The 23413-nt window shown below is 47.2% G+C and carries 22 protein-coding genes and 1 riboswitch; of the genes, 9 read left to right on the top strand and 13 right to left on the bottom strand.

What is annotated here, in order from left to right; translation table 11 throughout:
- Nucleotides 1–16: 16 nt before the first annotated feature.
- A riboswitch (cobalamin riboswitch) is annotated at nt 17–241 on the top strand.
- A 59-nt stretch (nt 242–300) separates the two neighbouring features.
- Together QTP81_RS14065 and QTP81_RS14060 are read left to right on the top strand one after the other, a co-directional pair.
- Nucleotides 301–2223, top strand: coding sequence for a TonB-dependent receptor plug domain-containing protein (locus QTP81_RS14065; protein ID WP_289366376.1), 1923 nt, complete (start codon nt 301–303; stop codon nt 2221–2223).
- 118 nt (nt 2224–2341) lie between these two features.
- Complete coding sequence (locus tag QTP81_RS14060) at nt 2342–2965, top strand: thiol:disulfide interchange protein DsbA/DsbL (protein ID WP_289366375.1); 624 nt, start codon at nt 2342–2344, stop codon at nt 2963–2965.
- Between the two features lie 63 nt (nt 2966–3028).
- Here QTP81_RS14060 and QTP81_RS14055 read toward each other — a convergent pair whose 3' ends face one another.
- Nucleotides 3029–4594: a SulP family inorganic anion transporter gene (locus QTP81_RS14055; RefSeq protein WP_289366374.1), complete on the bottom strand. Its 1566-nt coding sequence runs from the start codon at nt 4592–4594 to the stop codon at nt 3029–3031.
- A gap of 168 nt (nt 4595–4762) precedes the next feature.
- Here QTP81_RS14055 and QTP81_RS14050 point away from each other — a divergent pair, with 168 nt between their 5' ends.
- Nucleotides 4763–5686 carry an AEC family transporter gene (locus QTP81_RS14050; RefSeq protein ID WP_289366373.1) on the top strand — a complete coding sequence of 308 codons (924 nt, stop codon included), beginning with the start codon at nt 4763–4765 and terminating at the stop codon, nt 5684–5686.
- 20 nt (nt 5687–5706) lie between these two features.
- Entirely contained in the window at nt 5707–8610 is a 2904-nt protein-coding gene (locus QTP81_RS14045) for a zinc-dependent metalloprotease family protein (RefSeq protein ID WP_289366372.1), read from the top strand.
- 11 nt (nt 8611–8621) lie between these two features.
- Here QTP81_RS14045 and QTP81_RS14040 read toward each other — a convergent pair whose 3' ends face one another.
- The 4 genes from QTP81_RS14040 to QTP81_RS14025 form a co-directional block, all read right to left on the bottom strand.
- On the bottom strand, nt 8622–9383 hold the full coding sequence (locus tag QTP81_RS14040) for an ABC-2 transporter permease (protein ID WP_289366370.1): 762 nt from the start codon (nt 9381–9383) through the stop codon (nt 8622–8624).
- On the bottom strand, nt 9380–10300 hold the full coding sequence (locus QTP81_RS14035) for an ABC transporter ATP-binding protein (protein ID WP_289366369.1): 921 nt from the start codon (nt 10298–10300) through the stop codon (nt 9380–9382). Before QTP81_RS14035 ends, QTP81_RS14040 begins: the two co-directional genes overlap by 4 nt.
- 69 nt (nt 10301–10369) lie before the next feature.
- Complete coding sequence (bolA, locus tag QTP81_RS14030; protein WP_289366368.1) at nt 10370–10684, bottom strand: transcriptional regulator BolA; 315 nt, start codon at nt 10682–10684, stop codon at nt 10370–10372.
- Nucleotides 10656–11300, bottom strand: a complete 645-nt coding sequence (locus QTP81_RS14025) for an alpha-ketoglutarate-dependent dioxygenase AlkB family protein (protein ID WP_289366367.1) — start codon at nt 11298–11300, stop codon at nt 10656–10658. Before QTP81_RS14025 ends, bolA begins: the two co-directional genes overlap by 29 nt.
- 14 nt (nt 11301–11314) lie before the next feature.
- On the opposite strand from QTP81_RS14025, the gene QTP81_RS14020 reads away from it, so the two are divergent.
- From QTP81_RS14020 to QTP81_RS14010, 3 genes are read left to right on the top strand one after another with little or no spacing between them, the layout of a single operon-like run.
- The gene (locus QTP81_RS14020; protein ID WP_289366366.1) at nt 11315–12490 is read left to right on the top strand and encodes a methyltransferase; all 1176 of its coding nucleotides are present in this window, start codon (nt 11315–11317) and stop codon (nt 12488–12490) included.
- Between the two features lie 57 nt (nt 12491–12547).
- Nucleotides 12548–13126 (top strand): peptidylprolyl isomerase, encoded by a 579-nt coding sequence (locus QTP81_RS14015; RefSeq protein ID WP_289366708.1) that lies wholly within the window; start codon nt 12548–12550, stop codon nt 13124–13126.
- A 4-nt stretch (nt 13127–13130) separates the two neighbouring features.
- The gene (locus QTP81_RS14010) at nt 13131–13658 is read left to right on the top strand and encodes an SRPBCC family protein (protein WP_289366365.1); all 528 of its coding nucleotides are present in this window, start codon (nt 13131–13133) and stop codon (nt 13656–13658) included.
- Nucleotide 13659: 1 nt separating this feature from the next.
- Here the strand turns inward: QTP81_RS14010 and QTP81_RS14005 are convergent, their stop codons facing one another.
- The 4 genes from QTP81_RS14005 to efp all read right to left on the bottom strand — a co-directional run bounded on the left by QTP81_RS14005 (nt 13660) and on the right by efp (nt 16409).
- Nucleotides 13660–14148 (bottom strand): GNAT family N-acetyltransferase, encoded by a 489-nt coding sequence (locus tag QTP81_RS14005; RefSeq protein WP_289366364.1) that lies wholly within the window; start codon nt 14146–14148, stop codon nt 13660–13662.
- A gap of 2 nt (nt 14149–14150) precedes the next feature.
- Nucleotides 14151–14561: a hypothetical protein gene (locus QTP81_RS14000; protein WP_289366363.1), complete on the bottom strand. Its 411-nt coding sequence runs from the start codon at nt 14559–14561 to the stop codon at nt 14151–14153.
- Between the two features lie 253 nt (nt 14562–14814).
- Nucleotides 14815–15762, bottom strand: a complete 948-nt coding sequence (gene epmA / locus QTP81_RS13995) for an elongation factor P--(R)-beta-lysine ligase (RefSeq protein WP_289366362.1) — start codon at nt 15760–15762, stop codon at nt 14815–14817.
- A gap of 77 nt (nt 15763–15839) precedes the next feature.
- On the bottom strand, nt 15840–16409 hold the full coding sequence (gene efp, locus QTP81_RS13990; protein ID WP_289366361.1) for an elongation factor P: 570 nt from the start codon (nt 16407–16409) through the stop codon (nt 15840–15842).
- A 34-nt stretch (nt 16410–16443) separates the two neighbouring features.
- Here efp and epmB point away from each other — a divergent pair, with 34 nt between their 5' ends.
- Nucleotides 16444–17466 carry an EF-P beta-lysylation protein EpmB gene (epmB, locus tag QTP81_RS13985; RefSeq protein ID WP_289366360.1) on the top strand — a complete coding sequence of 341 codons (1023 nt, stop codon included), beginning with the start codon at nt 16444–16446 and terminating at the stop codon, nt 17464–17466.
- Between the two features lie 332 nt (nt 17467–17798).
- Here the strand turns inward: epmB and QTP81_RS13980 are convergent, their stop codons facing one another.
- Entirely contained in the window at nt 17799–17990 is a 192-nt protein-coding gene (locus QTP81_RS13980) for a hypothetical protein (RefSeq protein ID WP_289366359.1), read from the bottom strand.
- Nucleotides 17991–18088: 98 nt separating this feature from the next.
- Between QTP81_RS13980 and QTP81_RS13975 the strand changes: the two genes are divergently transcribed.
- On the top strand, nt 18089–18403 hold the full coding sequence (locus tag QTP81_RS13975) for a hypothetical protein (RefSeq protein WP_289366358.1): 315 nt from the start codon (nt 18089–18091) through the stop codon (nt 18401–18403).
- Nucleotides 18404–18431: 28 nt separating this feature from the next.
- Here the strand turns inward: QTP81_RS13975 and QTP81_RS13970 are convergent, their stop codons facing one another.
- From QTP81_RS13970 to parE, 3 genes are all read right to left on the bottom strand, one after another.
- Entirely contained in the window at nt 18432–20153 is a 1722-nt protein-coding gene (locus QTP81_RS13970) for a DUF4153 domain-containing protein (RefSeq protein WP_289366357.1), read from the bottom strand.
- A 68-nt stretch (nt 20154–20221) separates the two neighbouring features.
- The gene (locus tag QTP81_RS13965; protein WP_289366356.1) at nt 20222–21511 is read right to left on the bottom strand and encodes a YfiM family lipoprotein; all 1290 of its coding nucleotides are present in this window, start codon (nt 21509–21511) and stop codon (nt 20222–20224) included.
- 9 nt (nt 21512–21520) lie between these two features.
- Nucleotides 21521–23413, bottom strand: a complete 1893-nt coding sequence (parE, locus tag QTP81_RS13960) for a DNA topoisomerase IV subunit B (RefSeq protein WP_289366355.1) — start codon at nt 23411–23413, stop codon at nt 21521–21523.

Raw genomic sequence — 23413 nt, 5'->3', positions numbered from 1 at the left:
CATAGATAAATAGTTATACTTACCGGCGTTTACAGGTGCTCTAATCAATTGATTAAAGTTAAACGGGAAATAGGTGCAAAACCTATGCTGCCCCCGCAACGGTGATTAAACCTAATTTGTTTACAAATTGGGTGGATATTCGCAATACCACTGTGCATTAACTGCATGGGAAGGTGAATATTCAACGCGTGACTTACGCGTAATTATAAGCCCGGATACCGGCCTGTAATATACCCCAAAATCAACGATTTTGGTCTTTACCTTTGCACACTCGGGTGGAGTGTTACAGGAACAACAAGAATGAAATACACACACATATTAGCTACTACCACAGTAGCTATTACAAGCGCGCTCGTGCCCGCGACTTCGTTGGCACAAACAACCACTACCGCAAGCTTAGAACGCATCTCAATCGTGGGTTCGCGTAGTGAAATTAAGCAAAACAAACTGGCTGCTGCGAGCTACATCATTGATGAACAAGCGATTCAAAATGCCGGACAGCCGTTTTTAATCGACCTATTACGCGGCCTGCCCGGTATCAGTGTTGCCCAATCGGGTAGCGTCGGTGGTCTGACTGAATTGCGCTTACGTGGCGCTGAATCCAATCACGTGCTGGTGCTGATTGACGGCGTGGTTGTCAACGATGAAAGCCAAGGTGGATTGGTTGATTTCGCGCACTTAACTACTGCCAATATCGTCAGTGTTGAGTTACTCCAGGGGCCCCAAAGTGCACTTTGGGGCAGTGGCGCGGTAGCGGGTGTCATCAGCATTAAAACCCGCAATGGCGACGCTGCGCAACGCAATGTACGCATAAATGTTGGCAACAACAGCGAGTTCGGCGTGGGTGGTACTCTTGGTGGCCAACAACAAGACGTCACTTGGCTACTCGATGCCCAACACATCAGCACCGATGGCCAAAATGTTGCGCGTCAAGGCGATGAAGACGACGGTTATAAGAACACCACATTGAGTGCCAACCTCAATTGGCAGATCAACGAGAAACAATCGTTAGCAATTAATTTGCGCGGTGTGGATTATCAGAACGATTTCGACGCGGTGGACTTCTTTACGACCGGTCTGCCAGTTGATGCCGACAATACAACTGAAGGCAAACAGCTGTCTGCCAATATACATTGGCAATTGGCGCAAACTGACTCACTCAGTCACAACCTGATCGCCCAATATAGTGACAACGACAGTGAAAACTTCGCTGCCGGTGTCTCGACCGGTGATACCAATGCGCAAAAATTGCGATTGGGTTATTACGCCAGCTATGCATCTAATCTACTAGAAAGTGTCAATCTGGGTATTGAACACGTCACAGACGATTTTGCACAGGGTGGCCCCATCGGCTTTGGCGACCCTAATCAGACGCAAAGTGTTGATACACTCGCCGTGTTTGGTGATGCAGTTGTCAATGTAAATAGTGATTGGAGCGTGAATGGCTCATTGCGACTGGACAACAATAGCGACTTCGACGACCAGACCAGTTATCGCTTGGGTCTGAATTATCAAATTAGCCGTCAATGGTCGTGGTTTATTAGTCAGGGTGAAGCGGTACGTAATCCAACCTTTACTGAGCGCTTTGGCTTTTTCCCACAATCGTTTATCGGCAACGCTGAGCTCCAACCAGAAACCGCAAAGACCCTCGAGACGGGTATTCGTTTTATTCCGCATGCGGGGGTATTGGTGCAGTTAAATGCCTTTGATAGCGAACTTGAAAATGAAATCAATGGCTTTGTATTTGAACCGTTAAGCGGCTTATTTACCGCGACTAACCGTATGGCAATGAGTGAACGCGAAGGCCTGGAGCTAATGCTTGAGCAAACCTTAAGCGCATTCAAAGTCAGTGCAAATTACAGTTATGTAGATGCATCTGAACTTAGCGATACAGAATTTGCATCAGTGGAGTTAAGACGTCCACGTCATACTGGCTCTGTCCGAGTTAACTATTTACCCAGCAACAGCCCAATAAAAGCCAATCTGCAGTTGGATTATACCGGCTCTCGTATCGACCAATTCTTTCCGCCGTTTCCACAACCGGCAGAGCGCGTTGATTTACGGGCCTATTGGTTGGTAAACGCTACGGTGACTTATCAATTCAGCGATTCAGCCACAGTTCAGTTCAGTGCGCATAATCTATTTGACCATGAATACGAAGACGTGGTTGGCTTTGTTGGTGAAGGCCTGCAGTGGCGTGTAAACACCCAATATCGCTTCTAAAATACCTGTCAGTCGCGCGATATACTTAATCTATCGCGCAAGTGGCCTGTAGTGACTAGTCGATAGCAGCTTTGCTGTGCTAGGCTATGGGCGTTTTTTATAAGGGATCTCTACAACTATGAAGAAACTATTTATTGGCTTTCTGTTGGCCGCTCTAATGCCTCTTTCTGCGTGTGGTCAAATGCGCTGGGAAGAAGGAACCCACTATCGCGTGATCAGTGATCAAGCCTCAGCCAAGCCTGAAGTTATTGAGTTTTTCTCATTCTGGTGTCCAGCCTGTAATGCTTTCGAACCCATTGTTCAAGATATGAAATCGCGCTTAGGTGCAGATGTGAAATTCACCAAAGTACACGTTAACTTTATGCAGTTTACCGGCCCAGAAGTGCAAGACGACGTAACGCGTGCAATGCTTGTGGGCCGTGCCCTTAAAGATGAAACGCGATTAAATGGTGCGATTTTTAATTATATTCACCGTCAACGCGGCGTAATCACTGGTCTGAATGATGTACGTAATATTTTCCTCGTCAACGGCGTTGAAGCAGAAGATTTCGACAAGATGGTAAAAAGCTTCAGTGTTAACAACCTAGTGCGCAAGAACAACAAGACTATCGATGATTTTCGTCAACACTTAAACGGTGTACCTAACTTTATCGTTAACGGTAAGTATCAAGCGACATTTACAAGCAATATGACACCAGATGATATGGTCAATTTAATAGTTTGGTTAAGCCAACAAGACTAATATCGACGAAACAAAAAAACGCGCCAACCGGCGCGTTTTTTGTTTCTGAAGGTTGCGCTAGCGCTAACCTAACTTATCCGTAGCAACTTTGTAACGCGGATCTTCGTTAACATTCATTTCCACGTATTTATTGGCCTTAACCAATAGACTACGACACTCTGGGCTGATGTGACGAATATGCAGTTTCTTGCCATTTTGTTCGTATTTATCAGCTAGACCATCCAAGGCATCAATGCCCGACGAATCCCAAATACGTGACTCGTTAAAATCAATCACCACGTCTTCAGGATCGTTTTTCGGATCGAACAAGTCTTTAAAGTGCGTAACCGAACCAAAGAACAAGGGCCCTTCCAGTTCATATACTTTCCAGCCATCTCTATCAGTATGGGTACGTGCAATAATGTGCGTGGCATGTTTCCAAGCGAATACCAAGGCTGAAACGATAACACCGACTACAACCGCTACCGCCAAATCAGCAATAACAGTAACAGCGGTCACCAAGAACAAGACAAACGCATCTTCTTTGTTTACGCCGCGAATAATGCGGAACGATGCCCATTCAAAGGTACCGATAACCACCACGAACATAACACCTACAAGTGCCGCTAACGGGATCATTTCAATCAAAGGCGCAGCGAATAGGATGAATGCTAATAGTACGATTGCCGCTGTAATGCCCGATAAACGCCCACGACCACCTGAGTTGATATTGATCATCGACTGACCAATCATGGCGCAGCCGCCCATGCCACCGAAGAATCCATTAACTGTGTTGGCAACACCTTGCCCCACACATTCGCGGTTACCACGACCACGGGTATCGGTCATTTCATCAATAAGGGTGAGAGTAAGCAGTGATTCAATCAGACCTACCAAGGCTAAAATCACAGCGGTAGGTAGAATGATCATCAAGGTTTCCCAAGTGAACGGCACCATTGGGATGGCAAAGGTCGGTAGTTCACCCGCTAACGTGGCACTGGCTTGCTGTTCGACTGGTAACATATCGCGCACAAAATCAATTACCGTACGAGCTTCTAAATCAAGTCCGTGTACCAAAAGGGTAACGGTGATGATCGCGGCTAACGATGCAGGCACTGCCGTGGTTAGCTTAGGTAAGATGTATATGATCGCCATGGTTAACGCAACGAGACCCAGCATGATGTACATCATCTCGCCTTGCATCCACTCCATCGTACCGTCTTCCCCGAGCATCTTAAACTGTCCCATTTGCGCCAGGAAAATCACGATTGCCAGACCGTTAACGAAGCCCAGCATCACCGGATAAGGCACAAGTCGGATAAACTTACCAAGTTTGAAAATACCGGCTGAAATCTGCAGTAACCCGGCCAAAATTACAGCCGCGAAAAGATAGGCAATACCATGCTGTGCAACAAGTGCCACCATTACCACCGCCATTGCACCGGTCGCACCGGAAATCATACCTGGACGTCCACCAATAGCAGACGTAATAAGTCCCATCATAAAGGCTGCATATAAACCCACCATGGGTTCAACACCCGCAACAAAGGCGAATGCTACAGCTTCTGGAACCAATGCGAGTGCAACAGTAATGCCCGAAAGCACATCATTTTTCACGTTGCCTTGCTGTTTGGTAATCAAATCAAACATAGGGATTGACACCTGTATAACGTTTTAGCTTAAAAATTAACCGGCGATCCTATCAGGAATACTGCGATAAATCTTTTAACAGTTTGTTAATTCCGATGGGTTTCTTCACTAAATACGTTATAGTGGCCCACTCACAGTTTTTCCTTGGCCTCTAAGCCCATGAATTTAATGCAGTTTAGTGTAGATGTTATTGGACCTGTGGTGATCTTACTCGCCGCTGGTAAACTGCTGCATGCGCGCGGAAAATTATCTGATGACTTTATCGCCAATGGGTCGAGCTTGGTATTCAACTTTGCTTTGCCAGCGTTGTTGTTTATTTCAATTAGCCAAGCGAATTTTGAACAAGCGGCCAACATATCACTTATCAGCATAGGTCTACTCACGACCTTGGCGTTCTTCGTTGCCAGCGCAGTGGTCGTGCAGCTGATGTTTCCTTGCCGCGCGGATCGCGGTGTCATTGTACAAGGTAGCTTTCGCGCCAATCTAGGCGTAGTTGGCTTGGCCTATGCGGCGAACGCTTTTGGCCCCAATGACTTTGCCCAAGCATCGGTATTTATGGGTGCCTTGGTATTGCTGTACAACGTCTTATCGGTATGGGTACTAAACCTCTACTTACCCAAACGCATGAACTTATGGCAAACGCTTATTAGCTTACTTTCCAACCCGATTATGCTAGCCATACTCGCGGCGTTGGCATTTACTTACAACAACTGGCAGCTGCCGCAAATAGTCAAAACCAGTACGCAGTACTTTGCGCAATTGACCTTGCCACTGGCCCTGCTGTGTACCGGAGCTGCCATTCGTTTTCGCGGTATGCGCGGACAACTCAACGCTTTAGTATTTGCGATTGTATGTAAGTGCCTACTATACCCACTTGCCATGATTGGTGCGGGTGTTTACTGGGGTTTAGGTGAAACAGAACTATTGACCATGCTATTTATGTCGATAGCGCCAACCGCTGCGGTAAGCTTTATTATGGTGAAGAAAATGGGTGGCAATGCTGATTTGGCTGCTAACATTGTGGCTATAACGACTATAGTATCAATACCTATTACACTGCTCGGTTATGGCTGGGTTATCAATGGATTGTAAACGTTTTGGAGGCTAAACAGATGCGCATTTTCCCTACAGTTATGCGGTTTGTATTGTTGATTTCAATTGCCCTTGCTGCCACCGCACAAGGTAAACAACCACCGGCACATTTAAGCGTTAACGGCAATGCCGAAGTCACTTACCATGCGCTAGACCATAACCATCTAACCGCCGGCACCCTGCTTATTGACGAGCAGCAACTGATGCTCCCGTTTTTAGATACTACCGTTGCCGTTTCAACACCACACACACCAGACGCATTAGCCTCTCACCGGTTTTACAATGCCAGTTTTAACCGCGCTAATGAAAACCTTACCGTGCTTTACACGCAAGGACAAAATACTGCCATTGGTGAAGTCTATACTGACAAGCGTCATTTGTATTTTGAGCTAAATGGCAGCGATCTTTGGGTGGTTGATATCACTGCCAGTAGACTGCTTCCAGGACTCTACCAACACGATGTTGCTAACCCGCATGCACAGCTGTTCAATATACCGGCCGCCTTGTTAGAAGCCGGTGCGCGCACAATCAATCGGCAAAACCCGATCATAATCGACACGCTTCTTATTTATACGCCGAATATTGTTGCAGCCTATCCTGGTGCGATGACTGAAACCTTGATGAATCACTTGATTGCTAAAGCCAATCAGACTTTTGTTAACAGCGGTGCAAACATATTATTGCGACTAGTGGATACCGAGTTTGTTGACTTTACTTTGCCATCGAGCTTAGTTGCACTCACTGAAATGGCATCGGCATTAGATGATAGCAACACGACAGTTCCCGATGCGTCACTCGCCAATTTACGTCAGCTGCGCGATAACGTGGGTGCAGACTTGGTCGCTATGATCCGGACCCACGATTTAAATGAGCGCGAAGTGTGTGGTGTTGCACGTTTTCCAACCACCGCTAATGATTTACTGATCAATGTGAGTAATGTTGGCATCAGTGGTGGCTCTAACTGTGTGAATACCTTCACTCACGAAGTCGGCCACAACTTTGGTGCGGGTCACCAGCAGGTGGGTGGCTCCAGCGTTGGCGCTTTGAACTTCTCTGGGGCATTAATCGCGTTTGAACAATACAATACGATCATGTCGTCAATTGGCACTGGCGATGAAAACCGCAACTATAAATTGCCGTTGTTCTCCAGTCCTAACTTTATCTGTGGTGGTGACGCCTGTGGTGATGCGCAGACGGCAGACAACGTCAGCACCATCAATTTCTTTGCCGAGCAAAATGCGGCGCTGCGCGCGCAAGTCGTGCCCGGTACGATTTCGGCACCGCCACCTACGGATCCTGACAGCGATGGTGATGGCGCAGCAGACAGTGTCGATCATTTCCCATTTTTTGCCAATGAATCAGACGATGATGACAACGATGGAGTAGGCAATAATGCCGATGCATTCCCCAATGATCCCAGTGAAACATTAGATACCGATAACGACGGCGTTGGTAACAACAGCGATACTGATGATGACGGTGATGGCGTATCTGATGGCCAAGATGATTTACCGCTGGATGCTCGTGACAGCATTGATATGGACGGCGACACGTTTGGCGTCAGTCGCGATGAGCTCGACAATGATTTCCAAGAACAATTCGACGCTGACCAAGATAACATCGGTGACATAGCTGACCCTGATGATGACAATGACGGTGTACCCGATTTCTATCCATCACCGACCTTGGCCCAAACGCAACTGTTAGTGGTAAGCGCTGGCTCAAACGAAATCTTGAGCTACAACGCCGAGAACGGTGATTTTGAATCGACGCTTTACACTATCAACGATGGTGGCTTTTCGTTCCGCTCAGAGCTGATTGAAGCGCCAAACAATCAGTTATTTGTGATTGGCTTTAGTGATGTGATTCAAATTGACCGTCAGCGCGATAACAGCAAAGTTGCGGTTTCGCGCACTCAACTCAGCACCAACTTCCCAGTGCACTTGGCGGCCAACAACGAGTCACGGCTCTATGTTAACAATGGCCTCGGTAATTCTTTTGTTGAAGGCTTTAATTTACTCTCCGGCGGCAACAACTTAGTGGTAAGCAGTTTTAGCCAAGACGTATGGCGTGATATTGAAGTATTGAGCACTACACAAGCCCTAGTCGTTTCGCGCAGTACCAACCAAGTCTTTAGTTTTAATCCACAAGAATTTAATGGCCAGCAGCAACTGCTTATTGGTAGCGGCTTGAATAAGCCCGAACATTTAGCGGTTAATGCCCAAGGCGATATTTTTGTCAGTAATGCCGGCAACGGCGACATCCGCCGCTTTGATAGTAATGGCGTGGCCCTAGGCATATTTGTTGCCGCTGGCAGCGGTGGACTAACCACACCAAGTTGTATGGACTTCGGCCCCGACGGTAACTTGTATGTGTGTAGTATGGACAATGATCGCATACTCGCTTATGACGGCGATTCTGGCGCATTTTTACGTACGGCGGTCGACGCCGAAGAAGGCGGCTTAAGCAAGCCTGTGGGTTTGGTATTTGCTAGTCGCTTTGCCGATGAATTTCGCTACGACCCCAATCATGACAGTGATAACGACGGCGTGTTAAACCCAGATGACGCTTTCCCGCTTGATCCCAATGAAACCCTCGACACCGATAACGACGGTATTGGCAACAATGCTGATGAGGATGACGATGGTGACGGCATGCCAGATAGTTTTGAGGAAGAGTTCGGCTTCGACCCGCTCGATCCCAGTGATGGTGCGTTGGATGCTGATGGCGATGGGGTCAGTAATGCGCAAGAGTTTATCAACGGCACCGATCCTACCGTTGCTGACACGCCTCCCGCCCCTGCGCCAACACCTACTCCACCGCCTGCAGACAATGGCAGCAGCGGTGGTAGCAGCCACGGTTTGATTGTATTGCTAGTGATGATGATAGCGATGCGCCGCTTTACGCGCGGCTCTGCCATATAGAATTGGCCGATCTAGTATTGGCCAATTAAATTGCGCTGTTTGGCGGCTTTTTCGCCGACAGCGAATACTTTCATACCAATAGCTAAGTAAACAGCTGAATTTAGCGCGACGATTAATAGCGAAAGATAATCTAAAGGCTGCCCGTTGAGCACCCAATCTCGCGCCAATGAAGCGCCAGGAACAAAGGGTAAGAAGGTCAAAGGGTTAAGAGGTAGTCCATCAAGTGCAACTAAGCCCATTAATCCAATGCTTAAAAAAGCACCGATAGTTTCGACCTTTTTAAATACCAGCGCAAAACCCGCAATAATCAGGCCTAACCCCACTAATGATGGTGCCGCTAGCAATAACACGGCGTAAAACTGCAACAAGTTAATGCCGAGCCAGGTATTGGTTAGCCACATCACTAGGTAAGTCACAACGGTTAGAATCGCCAAGCTAAATAAGACATCAGCTAAAGCCCGGCACAATAGCAGGCGAACAACCCCCTCTGGGCATAAAAACAAATGCTCGATGTAACCGCGCTGCGTATCCTCTACAACGCTCTTCGTGATTGAGCCATAAGCACCAGATGCAAAAGTCCAGAGTAAAAAGCCAAATACCAAACCATCTAACGACTGTGCACCGTCGTCTTCTAACACAAAGCCTTTGATGCCATAAAATAAGGCGATAAACATGACCAAGATAAAGATCATGGCACTGACTGTTTCAAACCAGTATTGGCGCATTTCCAACCACGCCAAGCGCAATTCATTGGTGATCAGATGTAACTTCATGCACGCTCCTCCGCAACCAAGTGCTGATACGCTTGTTCTACCGACAGCGCATTGATAGTGCAGTGCTCCGGAGCAATTTGCTGCTCGTGTAAATACGTCATTGTGGGTAAGCACTGCGCTGGGGTATCAAATTGAATCGATAGACACTGCTCGTCTGCGCGGATCTGAAAACGCCCTTCCCAGAGGCTGTGGATTGATTCCATTTGTGCAGGTGTTAGCGGTGCAAGTTTAAGCTCATGACTGAACATTTGCGCCTTCAGTTCAGCGATATCACCGGCGAATAATAATCGTCCATGGTCGAGCACGAGTACCCGCGTACAGATATTTTCAATAAAACTTAAATCGTGACTGGTGATCAAAAAGCTTTGGTGCTGCTCGCTCGCTTGACTTTTAATAATGGTTTGTAGCTCATTGACTGTCGTAAAATCCAAGCCCAATGTCGGCTCATCGAGCAGCACTAATTCTGGGCTATAGCCTAATGCGCTGAGCAGTGCAGCCTTTTGCTTGTTACCCGTTGAGAGCTTCATCACTTCTTTTTGCGCGTGCTCGTCAAGGCCTAATTGCGTTTGTAAACGCGTAATATTCGCCAATACATCAGACCCCTTAAAACCGCGAACTTGGGCAAAGTAGCGCGCATTTGCACTGGCCGTTAATCGCCAATTAGTATTGCGACAACCACCCAGCACAGCGCCAATATGACGAAAGTAATCGGTGCTGCTGCGCGTCGGGTTTTGATTAAACAGAATGTCGCCGCTATCCCATTCTATAAGACGGCAAATCGATTGGACGGTGGTGGTTTTACCTGAGCCATTTGCGCCCAGTAGTGCAACAATCTCGCCCGGTTCAATGCTAAATGATACATCTTGCAGGGCTGGCGACCCTGCATAAGCCTTGCTCACTCCCTGGAGTTCCAGCATAGATAGGTAATTTCCTTGTAGGTTGAACGTCTGCGTTCATTAGTCTCGCCTCACAGCGATTTATTACAATTATTTTTTACTACCGCCTAAACACTTGGGTGATTCAGGCACTTGGCCAAACTTAGTCTGCCACTCTTCGGCTGTAAAGGTATGGAGCGCCAACGCGTGTATATCATTCGCCAGTTCATCGGCAAGTATCTGATTAACTGCTCGGTGTCGCTGGATCAAGCGTTTGCCTGCGAATACGTCACTAACCAAAGTTACTTTAAAATGGCTTTCACTGCCACTGGGTACATTGTGATTGTGGCTCTCATTCAAGACCTCCAAATACTGCGGTGAAAATTCAGCCTCGAGCTTAGCGGTGATTTGTTGTTGAATGATCATGAACGATTTGCCTGAAAGTTAAGTTAATACGACCGCCAATAGGTTTAACGGTTTTATTCAATCCGTGTTGCCAATGATCTTGGGTCATTCCCGCCATTATCAATAGGCTACCGTGTTCAAGCAGCACAGAATGTCGGGTTTTATCGCGCTTGTGTTTGAAAATAAAGTTGCGCTCAGCGCCCAAACTCAACGACGCAATAGTTGGCTGTGCGCCCAACTCTGGCTCATCGTCACTGTGCATGCCCATACTGTGTTGACCGTGTTGATACCAATTGGCCAATACCGAATTGAATTGCGCATCACTGGCGCTTTCGCACGCCTGCTTTAACGCTTGCAGCTCTTCAGTCCACGGCAACGGCGTTAAATCTAAGCCTGAGTATTGATATACCGCGCCGCTATCACCATACCAACACTGTTGTCGCGGGATCAGGTGTTCTTTGCCATATAGGCGAATAGTATCCTGACGCCAGACTAACGATTCAGCCAGCTTGTGGTAATATTGCGTCGCCTTCTCGGCAGCCAACCAGTTAGGTATATAGATAACTTCCGCGTCATGCATGGGTAATCGATAAACGCTGGGAGAATCGAGCTGTTGGTCAAAGAACGATGATTGCATAGGACCTATATTTAATGTTGACGACTCAATGTGTGCTGAACGATATCGAGCTAGAGCTGCGTCGCTATCCAGCGCATAATCAGCACAAAAGTCTCCAGGCTTGGGACTCTGCTGACACGCTAATAACGGCGCATGTCATAGACTCGAACAATGTTACCAGCACCGCTAACATAGCACTACTTAACGATGAGTTTGGAGCTCTCGCCGCGCTGGTTTCTGCGGCACTACCTAACACACACTTGTACAGTCACAGTGATTCTTGGATCAGTGCAAAAGCAACCGCCGAAAACCTAGTGCGCAATCAATTAGACACCCAAATTGATTATATCGATAGCTTAGCCCCTCTCGTACAGTGCGATGCTGTATTGCTTAAAATACCACGCTCACTGGCACTGCTAGAGTGGCAGTTGTCGCTGTTAAATCAATCGTTACCAGCAGGTACGCCAATTATTGCTGGAGCCAAAGTTACTGCGCTAACGCCTTCAGTATTTAAACTTTTCGAGCGTTATTGCGGTACAGTGACAACATCTCTGGCACACAAGAAATCGCGACTGCTATTCGCGCAAACTCAAACAGGCGATACTCCGACCAAATATCCGACCCAATTTACTACCACCGCAGCCGAAACCGGCACTGAACTCACCTTAGTGAATCATGCCAACGTGTTTTCTCGGCAGAGCCTGGATATAGGCGCTCGGGTTATGTTGCAGCACTTACCAGAACTCGATGCGAATTCGGATATTCACCTAATAGATTTAGGTTGCGGCAATGGCGTCCTAGGACTGGCGATGTTGGCGCGTTACCCGAATATCAAAGTGAGTTTCGTCGACGAATCGCATATGGCCTTAGCATCGGCGCAAGCATCGGTAGTCGCCAATATGCCTGACAGTTTAAAACGCTGTCAGTTTATCGCCAGCAATTGCTTAGAAACTTTTACCCAAGGTGAATGTGGTCAGGTGCAATTGGTTTTGTGTAACCCGCCGTTCCACCAGCAAAATACGCTGACCGAACACATTGCCAGACAAATGTTTAAAGACGCCTACAAGCACTTGGGCAGCGGTGGTGAACTGCGAGTAGTTGCCAATCGCCACTTGCCCTATGGACAAACGCTCAAGCACCGTTTTGGTGGGTTTAGCGTACTTGCAAGTGAGCGTAAATTCGTTATTTTATCTGCGATAAAACGTCGTTAAGGGATCATCATGCACAAACAGACTGCTTTCTTTTCAATCTTAATATTGCTGCTCGGTATGATGTTTAGCACTACTGCGGTGCAGGCTAAAACTAAGCGTGTTGAGGATGGCTCCCATATCCAGAAACGCAATTATTATCCCAAAGTAAAATTTTCCACCAGCATGGGTGATTTTGTCGTTGAGCTCAATCGTCGTAAGGCGCCAATGACAGTGAATAACTTCTTGCGCTATGCGGATAAAGGCATGTTCAATAAAACTATCTTTCACCGTGTGGTTGCCGAGTTTGTTGTCCAAGGCGGGGGTTATACGGTTGAAGGCGATGAAAAGCCTGCGTTTGATCCAATCTTCAATGAATCTGGCAATGGTTTAACCAACGACCAATACACAATAGCAATGGCGCGTCAAAACGATCCACACAGTGCCATGCGGCAGTTTTTCTTTAATATGTCCGACAATCCAAGCCTTAATCCAGGCCGCCGCTGGGGTTATGCAGTATTTGGCGATGTGGTTGAAGGTACCGACGTGTTAGACGCTATCTCACAAGTGGAAACCGGCGTTGACGAAGTCACTGGCTTTCCAGAAGCACCGCTTGAACCTGTGCTAATTAACAGCGTTACTATCTTACCCGAGGAGTAAGCCCATGCGTGTTCACATCCAATGTGGGTTTGCGGTACTGGCCATTTTTTGGTCGTTTATCAGTGCAGCTTCCGACAGTGTAAAATTTATCGATAAACATGGCTTTATCGTTGAAAATCAAATCACGACTGCACAACCGGTAGAGCAAGTCTGGCAGGCACTGACCAACGATGTAGACCAATGGTGGCCCAAAGATCACAGTTGGTGGTACGGTGAGTTTTCCATAGAGCCCGTCGCCGGCGGATGCTTCTGTGAAACTCACGAAAACAACAGTGCTGAGCATATGCGAATTGTGTTTGTTGAGCATAACAAGACACTGCGCATGAGCGGCGGCCTTGGCCCACTGCAAGGCATGGGAATGGTCGGTGCTTTGGATTGGCAATTTGCTGAGGCTGATGGCATTACCACAGTCACCTTGACCTATCGGGTGCACGGCATCGATGCCAATGGCTTTGAAGCTTTAGCACCAATTGTCGGTCAGGTTCAGGGGATTCAACTTAACGCACTCAAAACCTTTATTGAGAGACAGTGATCTAGTTATCTCTTTTTAGCCGGTATAAATTCAAGATTTCATCGGCGCTCTCAAGTTGTCGCTCAAATTCGAAGCCCAAACGCTTTATGCAACGAATAGAGTCGCTGTTCTGCGGTAACGTTTGGGCGTATAAGTTCGAAATTTGCTTTACCTCAGGCCTATTGAGCATTTGTGAAATAGCGCGATTTATAATGCCTTTACCTCGAAACTTGGGTAACAGTGCAAATCCGACATCAGGCCCAGGCAAGTGCTCACGCTGCAATAAGCTACACACGCCGACGGGAGTCTGTGTACCCTGCTCTTCTATAACGAAAGTGCCTAATCCGGACGCTGTATATTGTTTGGTAAACACATTATCAATATAGGCCGCAGCATCTTCGATAGAACGCACCTTGCGATCGCCGATATAACGCAGCCAAGCAGGATCATTGAGGAGCGCCAAAACAAACTCGGCATCGGCTGAAGTAATTTGACGGATGACTAAACTCAATTTTACGATCCATCAATTCCATGGCGATTCATTAAAGCGTCAATGGTCTGCTTTCCAAGCGACGATAACGGCGCAAATCGCGGGTATTGGGGCTTATCGCGATCATTTACAATATACTGCCAACCAAACGTAGTGCGTAAAAACTGTTCTGCCTGCTCAATACCCGCAGTTGCACTTTGTGGATGACTCAAACACCCACCAACGCAGGTATCGATATAGCTTTGATAGACCGGATATTCAGCGCTGGCGGGGTGCACTTCCAAGGACTCGCAAATCCACAGCTTAACGTGGTTACCTGCCAATTTTGCTGCCCGCTGTTGATCATGTGTGTCGACAATACGAATCTGATTGAATGGTACCTGCACAAAGCGATAGTCGCGCTCGCGCTGTTGAAACTTGGGATTAAAATTCATCGGCACACAGTGCGCATTAAGCGTTGCTGCATCTGCTGCAACGGCGCCAACATAGGTTTGCTGCTCGTGAAATGCACGCGTGATCCAATGCCGTTCAAAGCCGCTGACTTCAACGGCAAGGGCCGGATGTGGATTATCGCTATGTAGCTCACGACTAGCCGCACTTAACAGTGAACCATAGCCGAGAATAAAGTGTTCGGCGGTGTGCCAATCTGGATGGTCTAAATCAGCGATGGTAGAGCTCCCTGAGGTGTTAAGCGCGTGAAAAGGGGAAGCTTAAAACCTGATCAATATGTGTTGCCCCCAGTTTTAGCATTAACAGTCGATCAATGCCAAGCGCTACACCTGCGCAATCGGGTAAACCTGCAGCCAATGCGTCAATAAGATGCACATCCATTGGCATGTCTGCTAAATCATGCGTGCGTCGCCAGTGATTGTCAGATTCGAAGCGCTGGCGCTGTTCATCCGCATTGCTTAACTCGAAAAACCCGTTAGCTAATTCAACGCCTTTGTAATAGGCCTCAAAACGATCAGCAACTCGCGGATCTTCAGTGTTAATGCGCGCTAATGCAGATTGACTGGCGGGATAGCCATAGACTAACACCGGTGCTTGCTGGCCAATGTGAGGTTCGATTTGTAGATTAAATATAACTTGCAGCAGGTCATCAAAGGACCAATCATCGGCATCGCCTGCTAAGAGGTGTTTTTGACGGACATAATCGCTTAAAAACGCTTTATCGGCGACAAGCGGATCAAAATCTACCCGCTCAATGAAAAGCTGCTGGTAGCTGATTTTTTCGCAAGGTTGACAAGCTAATACCACTTGCAGCAACGCATCGACCTCTGCCATTAAGGTATGGTGATCAAAGCCAACCCGATACCATTCCAACATGGTAAATTCCGGGTTGTGCCAACGACCACTTTCTTCTTGCCGAAAGGCTTTGCAAATTTGAAAGATACTACCAGAGCCAGCGGCTAACAAACGCTTCATGGCAAACTCAGGCGAGGTCTGCAGAAAACCGTGACTAGTAGAGATACTCTGAATATGACAATCAGTGGTAGCGTGTTGACTCAACACCGGCGTCTCAACTTCCAGCACGTTTCGCGCACTGAAAAATGCGCGCACTTGCGTCAACAGCTCAGCGCGTGCACGCAAGTTGTCGATGGGTGCAGTCGGTTGCCACTGTAACGAGTCAGACATAACGATTCGCTTCTCGATTGACGTGTACTAACGAAAACGCCTGCATAACGCAGGCGTTTTACAATACTAAGGCTTGATTATTTTTGCGCGCGCGATGCGTATTCGCCGCTACGCGTATCAACTTTAATCACTTCACCAGTCTGTACGAACAAAGGCACACGTACAACTGCGCCGGTGCTCAATGTTGCAGGCTTGCCTCCAGTACCAGCTGTGTCGCCTTTAAGGCCTGGATCGGTTTCAGTGATTTCCAGTTCAACAAAGTTTGGTGGCGTTACCGAAATGGGTGTGCCGTTCCACAACGTAATAGTGCAGACATCGTTCTCAACCAACCACTTAACATTTTCGCCAACCGCTTTCTCGTCTGCTGCGATTTGCTCAAAAGTTTCGTTGTTCATGAAATGGTAGAACTCACCGTCAGTATATAGATACGCTAGTTCGGTATCCAATACGTCGGCGCCTTCAACTGACTCGCCTGAACGAAACGTTTTTTCTAAAACCTTACCTGAAATTAACTTGCGAATTTTAACGCGGTTAAAAGCTTGGCCTTTCCCGGGTTTTACATATTCGTTCTCAAGAATGTTGCAAGGTTCGCCGTCGAGCATTATTTTAAGGCCCGCTTTGAATTCGTTGGTGCTAAAATTCGCCATAATTCTTAAACCGTATTGTAATGGGCAAAATGATTTGGCGCAGATAATACCTAAAAAACCTGTTTCTGTAGAGTCTAACTGGCAAAAAGAATTAGCTTTGTCATTTACAGACCCGGTTAAATTGCTCGAATACTTACAGATCAATCCCGCTGACTATGCTTTAGATGCTCAGGCTCGGCGGTTATTTCCGATGCGAGTACCGCGTCATTTTGCGCAATTAATGCGCGTTGGCGACCCTCGAGATCCCTTGTTATTGCAAGTAATGCCTAACCGTGCAGAGTTCGACTCCCCCACAGGTTATGTGACAGACCCATTGGAAGAGCAAAGCACCCGACAACCAGGGATGCTGCATAAATATAAATCCCGCGTGCTAATGATTGTACGTGGTGGCTGTGCGGTAAATTGCCGTTACTGCTTTCGACGTCATTTCCCCTATGCCGACAACTCGCCGAATATTCAACAACTGCAGAACAACCTTGCTGCAATAGCGGCAGATACCAACATCAATGAAGTGATTTTGTCGGGTGGCGACCCCTTGATGGCCAAAGACTCACATCTTGCGCGTTTAGCAAGCGACATCAGTGCTATCCCTCATATTAAGCGGTTGCGTATTCACACCCGACTACCGGTTGTTTTGCCGCAGCGTATCGACGATTCGTTTGTACAGTGGTTTAGCGAGTTGAAACTGCAACGCGTATTAGTTTTGCATATCAACCATGCCAACGAAGTTTCGCCGCAATTGGCTGAGCGTTTGGCGAGCTTGCAACGTGCCGGTGTGATGTTACTCAACCAAGCCGTGTTACTCAAAGGTGTAAATGATAGTGTTGAAGCGCAAGTAGCGCTGAGCGAGGCACTGTTTGCTGCGGGCATCATGCCCTACTATCTACATCTGTTGGACAAAGTTCAAGGCGCCGCACATTTTGATATAAGTGACGAAAAGGCCCGAGAGCTGATGCATGGAATGCTAACTGAGTTACCCGGCTTTTTAGTGCCCAAGCTAGTCCGTGAAGAAGCGGGAAAAACAGCGAAAAGTCCAATAGACCTGCATTTTAACTAGGGCGTGTTGATCTTTACTGTACAAGTTTTGTTCAATCATAGCCTTTCTGATCGCGACGCGGACTTGCAGGCATAGTGGTTCTATGTCAAAAGTTCGCAACAAAGAGCAGAAAGGCTATGGTTGAACCCTTAGGGCAGCGCTTGTGCTTCATTTCTACTGCTTTATCGTTCCTTCATGTAGAATAACTACACCACAGTCACTCTGCATTGTATAAATGAAGCACAAACTGCTGCAAAATTGTACAGTAAAGATCAACACGCCCTAAATAAAAAAACTGGCCTTACGGCCAGCTTCTTGTTCAACATCTCGCGTACCGAGCTTTTTTGCAGGCGTTACGCATACGTATCGATGTTTCCACCGATAGCAGAGTTCGCAGATGCTGCTCTTGGTACGTCAGCGGCTGATTCCAGCAGCTGAAGCGTTGCTTGACCTTCCTGCTCTTGTTGGCTTTTGGCCAACTTAAGCGAGGCGAGTTCTAGCGCTGCACCGGACGTTCCAGAGGTAGATGTACCTTGTAGATCCATACCAATTTCCTGTTTGCTTGTAGCTAATGTTAAAAGCAGGCACAATTGCCCACTTCTTTGGTTATCGGCTCCCAATTCAGTTACTTTAGGTTTTTTTTATGCAAGCACTTCATCAACAGTTACACGACAATTTACAGCTCATTTATCGCAAAGCGATAGATGCAGACGCTGCAATTGATAGCTTGCAACAACAGGGTAAAGGCAAATTCTCAACCATTTTTGACGCGCAAAGTGGCTTTACAACAGAGGCGCGCCGATTTGGGCCTTACGTGAAAGAACTAGCGACGGATATCGAAGGCTTAAAAAATGCAGATGAAGCAGAGCTTGAAAAGCAGCTGCCGCAGGTCGTGAAGAAGATCGAATTGCTGTTCAAGACGCTAGGTGAATTTAAAGTGACTGTTAAAGCACCATAGCCCTTTGCTCGGGAATCGAAGTGCGCCGCTATTCACTGCGCACTTGGAAGAGCACTTCGCCTATTTGCAAATGTTGCCATTGAGGTTCAACAACAGAAATGTCCTCAGCACTGAAGGCTTCTAGTAAGGTATTAATTTCTTTTGGGTTTTCGGTATTCATGCTTGTTGCATACCAGCCATTTTCACCCGGCAGCCACAATTCTGCAGATATGTGATGTGACGATTCATTAATGAGTACGTAATCTGCGACTTGATCGCTGTTTAAATCTTGCTCCACTAAATAAAAATGACTGTCCCGATAACTTCTCCACCGCTCCTCAGAGTATTCGGTATATATAGCCTTTAATAAATCGCTGGGAATCGAACTCTCCGACGGCCATACGCGAACATAGGTGAGAAAATCATCAAGGGATTGATTTTCATGATCAGGGCCTGTGTAAGGTTGGTAAAGATCCTCTAATATCTGCCGTTTAGCATACTCATTGGCATCTAACTCTTGCTTGAGCTGTTGAATACGCAAGTACCCTTGTCGACCCAGTGAATGTTCAAAATAATAAAAATCAAATTGGTCAAACGATAACTCACCCGATTGCAGGCGGGCTAGTTGGCTTTGTGCAGCAATGTGTTGGAAGTTTAACAGTGGTGAGTTAACCAGCAACATGGCTAATAAGACTACAATCCCCATAGTCACATTAACTCGACTGAGCATCTCCAACCAGTTATCCCGATGTTTAACGATGCCGAATAAGTAGCCCCATGTAAAACAGCTGAGAATCGCCCAAATAAGCACAGCCCAACACCGGTCTACACTCCAACCGTATTGCTCAACCCTCAACCATAATCCGTACGCGGCGATAAGGCTGTAAATTGGCAAACACGCAACGCCTATTAAGATTATGCGGTGCAAGACAATCCCGTATGGCCTTTGATGTGCTTCGTCTTGGTATACGGTATTGATAAAAAACAAGGTTAACGCTAACAACCACATTAGCAACAGAGTACCTGAGCCAGTTTCCCACAGCGGCTGAAGCCCCGTGTAAAGGAGTGTAGCTAAGAAACTCAACGATACCAGAGTTAGAATAGGTAGTAAGAATTTGACTGTGGTTTTTAGCAAACTCGCGATGTTATCAATAGTCGCTTGAATATTGCGAAATACAATAATGGCAAAGCCAAAGGCGAGGTTGAGCGCAGGAATGACAAACCAGTCCTCCTCGAGGAGGTCTGAAAAAAACTCTATGCCAAGCGCACTAAATAGTCCCGCACCTAAATGTAAAATACCCCAGAAAATTAATGTGAATAACCAACTCAGACCAAATATCAAAAAGTTTCGCCACGAGAGTTTAAACAGTCGCGCGTAAGTAATGGCGTTCTGGCTGATGTACTGCTGGCAATACATTAATGCTTTAAACGCGGCAATCAAACCTGTTGCTATAAATGTTGCCAAGACTTGCCAGTTGTTGAACAAATCTACGGGTTTTTGCTGGAGTCCAACATAAGCCCCCAATAAAGCAAGTAACGCTGAAAACGGGACAATAAACAAGAGTGTTCTACGCCAATTAGCTTGGCTAACACAAAGAAATGTCAACAGCGGAAAACTAATTGAAAAGGTCACCAGTGACGTCAGCCATACTGGATCCGTGCCAGGCCAAAAGCCATATTCATTGCTGCGATACAGCACGGTTAAAGCAACACCTTGGAGCAAAGCTAAAATAATGATCAAAGGTTTAGGTGTTCGTTTATCGTGTTGCATTCACATTCTCCCTGTTACTGGACTGTAACTTCGTTTCGAATGAACGATCGCAACGGAGTTATATTGCCCTATTGATACAATGGCAATTGCTCAAGACGTCGCTGTATCTCAGTTACTTGTTGTTGGTAGGCGTCACTATCAACATTGCCAAATCGTTCGGTAAAGCTCTGCTTATCAAGCCCCTCAGGTAACCCGATAATACTGGGGAAAAAGTCAGCTTCAGTTATACCCGCGGCAAGACGCTGCTGAATGTCTGCGGCGCGATCAGGGTCAATCGCCGCGACAGCCAACTTCACCCCAGCCATATCGGCAGCGAGATCGACAAAGCTGTAGCCACTACCACCTAGCACACGGTCCATCAATTCCTTAAATTCACCAATGGCGGCTGAAATGCCCTGCTCTGACAGCAGCTTTAGCCCAGCAGAAATAATAAAATGCAAACTCAAATCTTGGCGCTGTGCCAATACAGTAGGATTGGGGGGTCTTGCAGCTTTGTCGGGATCAGATTGCACATCGCCCACCAAATTAGCGAAGCGATGGTGGCCTGCAAATATGGTCAACGCTAGTAGTGCCGCTTCATTCTCTTCAACCGGACCGCGTTCACTAGCGCGCTGCGCCTCCCGCATCACCGCTTGCAAGTAGATAGCCAAAGACGGCTGCGGGTCATTGTAGATATCCGGACGGTTAGTCGCATAACGATATAAAAAGCGGATGTAATGTGCGGTGCGCTGACTCAACCACTCATCTTGATCAATGTTTAAACCATTACTAATTGTATTTAAGGCTCGCAATAAACCGTCTAACGGCTCCAAGCTGATGGCCAAATTATCTTGACTCATGGCCACGTTATTGACCTGCTGGGTAGCGTAAGTTGCAATATCACTATCGGTCCACCAATCGACCAACCATGTGGCCATCCCCAGGACCCAGGTTCCCGGCAAATGAATTTCCCCTACTTTCACCCGATCCAAAGTTAGCGAGTCACCGGGTAGCAACCCCACCGATAGATTAAAATAACGCGTTGACCACGCTGTCTGTACTCGGTAGCTCAATTGTAAGGTAGACAAATGTTTTGACAGTTTAACCCGTCCCTTAAGTGCGGGTTTTGCTCGTTCAATGAAAGCAACCAAAGAGTCAATCTGAACGCGGTTGAGCCTAATAGTGTGTGGTTGGTGACGGTCAACGACACTCGCTTGCAGCTGCTGCAGCAACTCGTTCACCGACTCCGCGTCATTAAGGCCTTGCAAGTTAGATTCAGTGACCGTCGCTTCACTGTCGGTAGTTAGGTACCAGCCACCGATGACCAGTACCAATAGGATGACACTTATCCAAATAAAAAAGCGGAGCAGTCGTTTCATTGGATCCGGTTAAATAACTTCTGCCAAATTACCCTTCGACTCCAACCACTGACGGCGGTCAGGCGAGCGCTTCTTGGCCAATAACATATCCATCAATTCGAGCATGCCTTGGGCATCATCAATAGTTAATTGCACTAAACGGCGCGTATTGGGATCCATGGTCGTCTCACGCAACTGCATGGGATTCATCTCGCCCAAGCCTTTAAAGCGCTGAACATTGACCTTGCCTCGTTTTTTCTCGGCTTCGATGCGATCAAGAATGCCCTGTTTCTCCCCCTCATCAAGGGCGTAGTAAACGTCTTTACCAATATCAATTCTAAATAGAGGTGGCATTGCTACGTACACATGACCGCATTCAACCAGGGTTCTAAAGTGCTGCACAAACAACGCACATAACAGCGTTGCGATGTGCAACCCATCGGAGTCAGCATCGGCCAATATACAAATCTTGCCATAGCGCAGACCGCTTAAATCTTCACTATCTGGGTCAATACCCAAGGCGACCGAAATATCGTGTATTTCTTGTGACGCCAGTACCTGAGAGGAATCAACCTCCCAGCTGTTTAATATTTTACCGCGCAGCGGCATGATAGCTTGGAACTCGCGATCACGCGCCTGCTTGGCTGAACCACCGGCTGAATCACCCTCGACTAAAAACAGCTCAGATCGAGTGATATCTTGGGAGGAGCAATCCGTCAGCTTGCCGGGTAATGCCGGCCCTTGCGTCACTTTTTTACGCGCCACTTTCTTGGTCTGGCGCAAACGACGCTGGGCATTGCTAATACACATTTCAGCCAATGCTTCAGCAATATCCGTATGCTGGTTTAGCCACAAACTGAAGGCGTCTTTAACCACGCCTGAAACGAAGGCTGCCGCCTGACGTGAAGATAAACGCTCTTTCGTTTGACCGGCAAATTGTGGGTCTTGCATTTTGGTTGAGAGAATATAACTACAGCGGTCCCAAACATCCTCAGGTGTTAACTTGATACCCCGCGGCAACAAGTTACGGAACTCACAAAATTCGCGCATAGACTCAAGTAAACCCTGGCGTAACCCATTTACGTGTGTACCACCTTGTGCGGTAGGAATTAAGTTAACGTAACTTTCGGTCACCATTTCACCGCCTTCTGGCAGCCACATCACTGCCCAATCGGCTTGTTCTGTGTTACCGGCAAAGGTGCCAACAAAAGGTGCCTCTTCAGGTAATGTGATGACATCATTTAATGAGTCGGTAAGATAATCTTGCAAACCATCTTGGTAAAACCATTCTTGGCTTTCGTTATTGATCTTATCGTCAAAGCGAATCTTTAAACCCGGACACAACACTGCTTTAGCGCGCAGCACGTGCTTGAGTTTAGTGACCGAGAACTTAGCACTGTCAAAGTACTGCGGGTCAGGCCAAAAATGCACCCGAGTGCCTGTATTGCGGCGACCACAGGTATCGATAATTTTGAGATCTTCGACTTTATCGCCATCGGCAAAGGCAATTTGATAAACATTGCTATCGCGGCGAATGGTAACTTCGACACGGGTTGATAACGCATTAACAACCGAGATACCCACACCGTGCAAACCACCGGAAAACGCATAGTTTTTGTTTGAAAACTTACCACCGGCATGCAGCTTGGTCATGATCAATTCAACCCCAGAAATACCTTCCTCTGGGTGAATATCCACCGGCATACCACGACCGTCATCGGTGACTTCCAATGAGTGGTCGGGATGCAACACAATCTTAATGCTTGTCGCGAAACCGGCTAATGCTTCATCAACACTGTTATCGATCACTTCCTGACTCAAGTGATTGGGTCGGGTGGTATCGGTATACATACCGGGGCGGCGTTTGACCGGCTCTAAACCGTTGAGGACCTCGATGGCATCTGCGTTGTATTGATTCGACAT

The sequence above is a fragment of the Neoalteromonas arenosi genome (assembly GCF_030362855.1).
In the GTDB taxonomy this organism is placed as follows: domain Bacteria; phylum Pseudomonadota; class Gammaproteobacteria; order Enterobacterales; family Alteromonadaceae; genus Alteromonas_E; species Alteromonas_E arenosi.
This window is presented reverse-complemented; position numbering and strand designations above follow the sequence as displayed.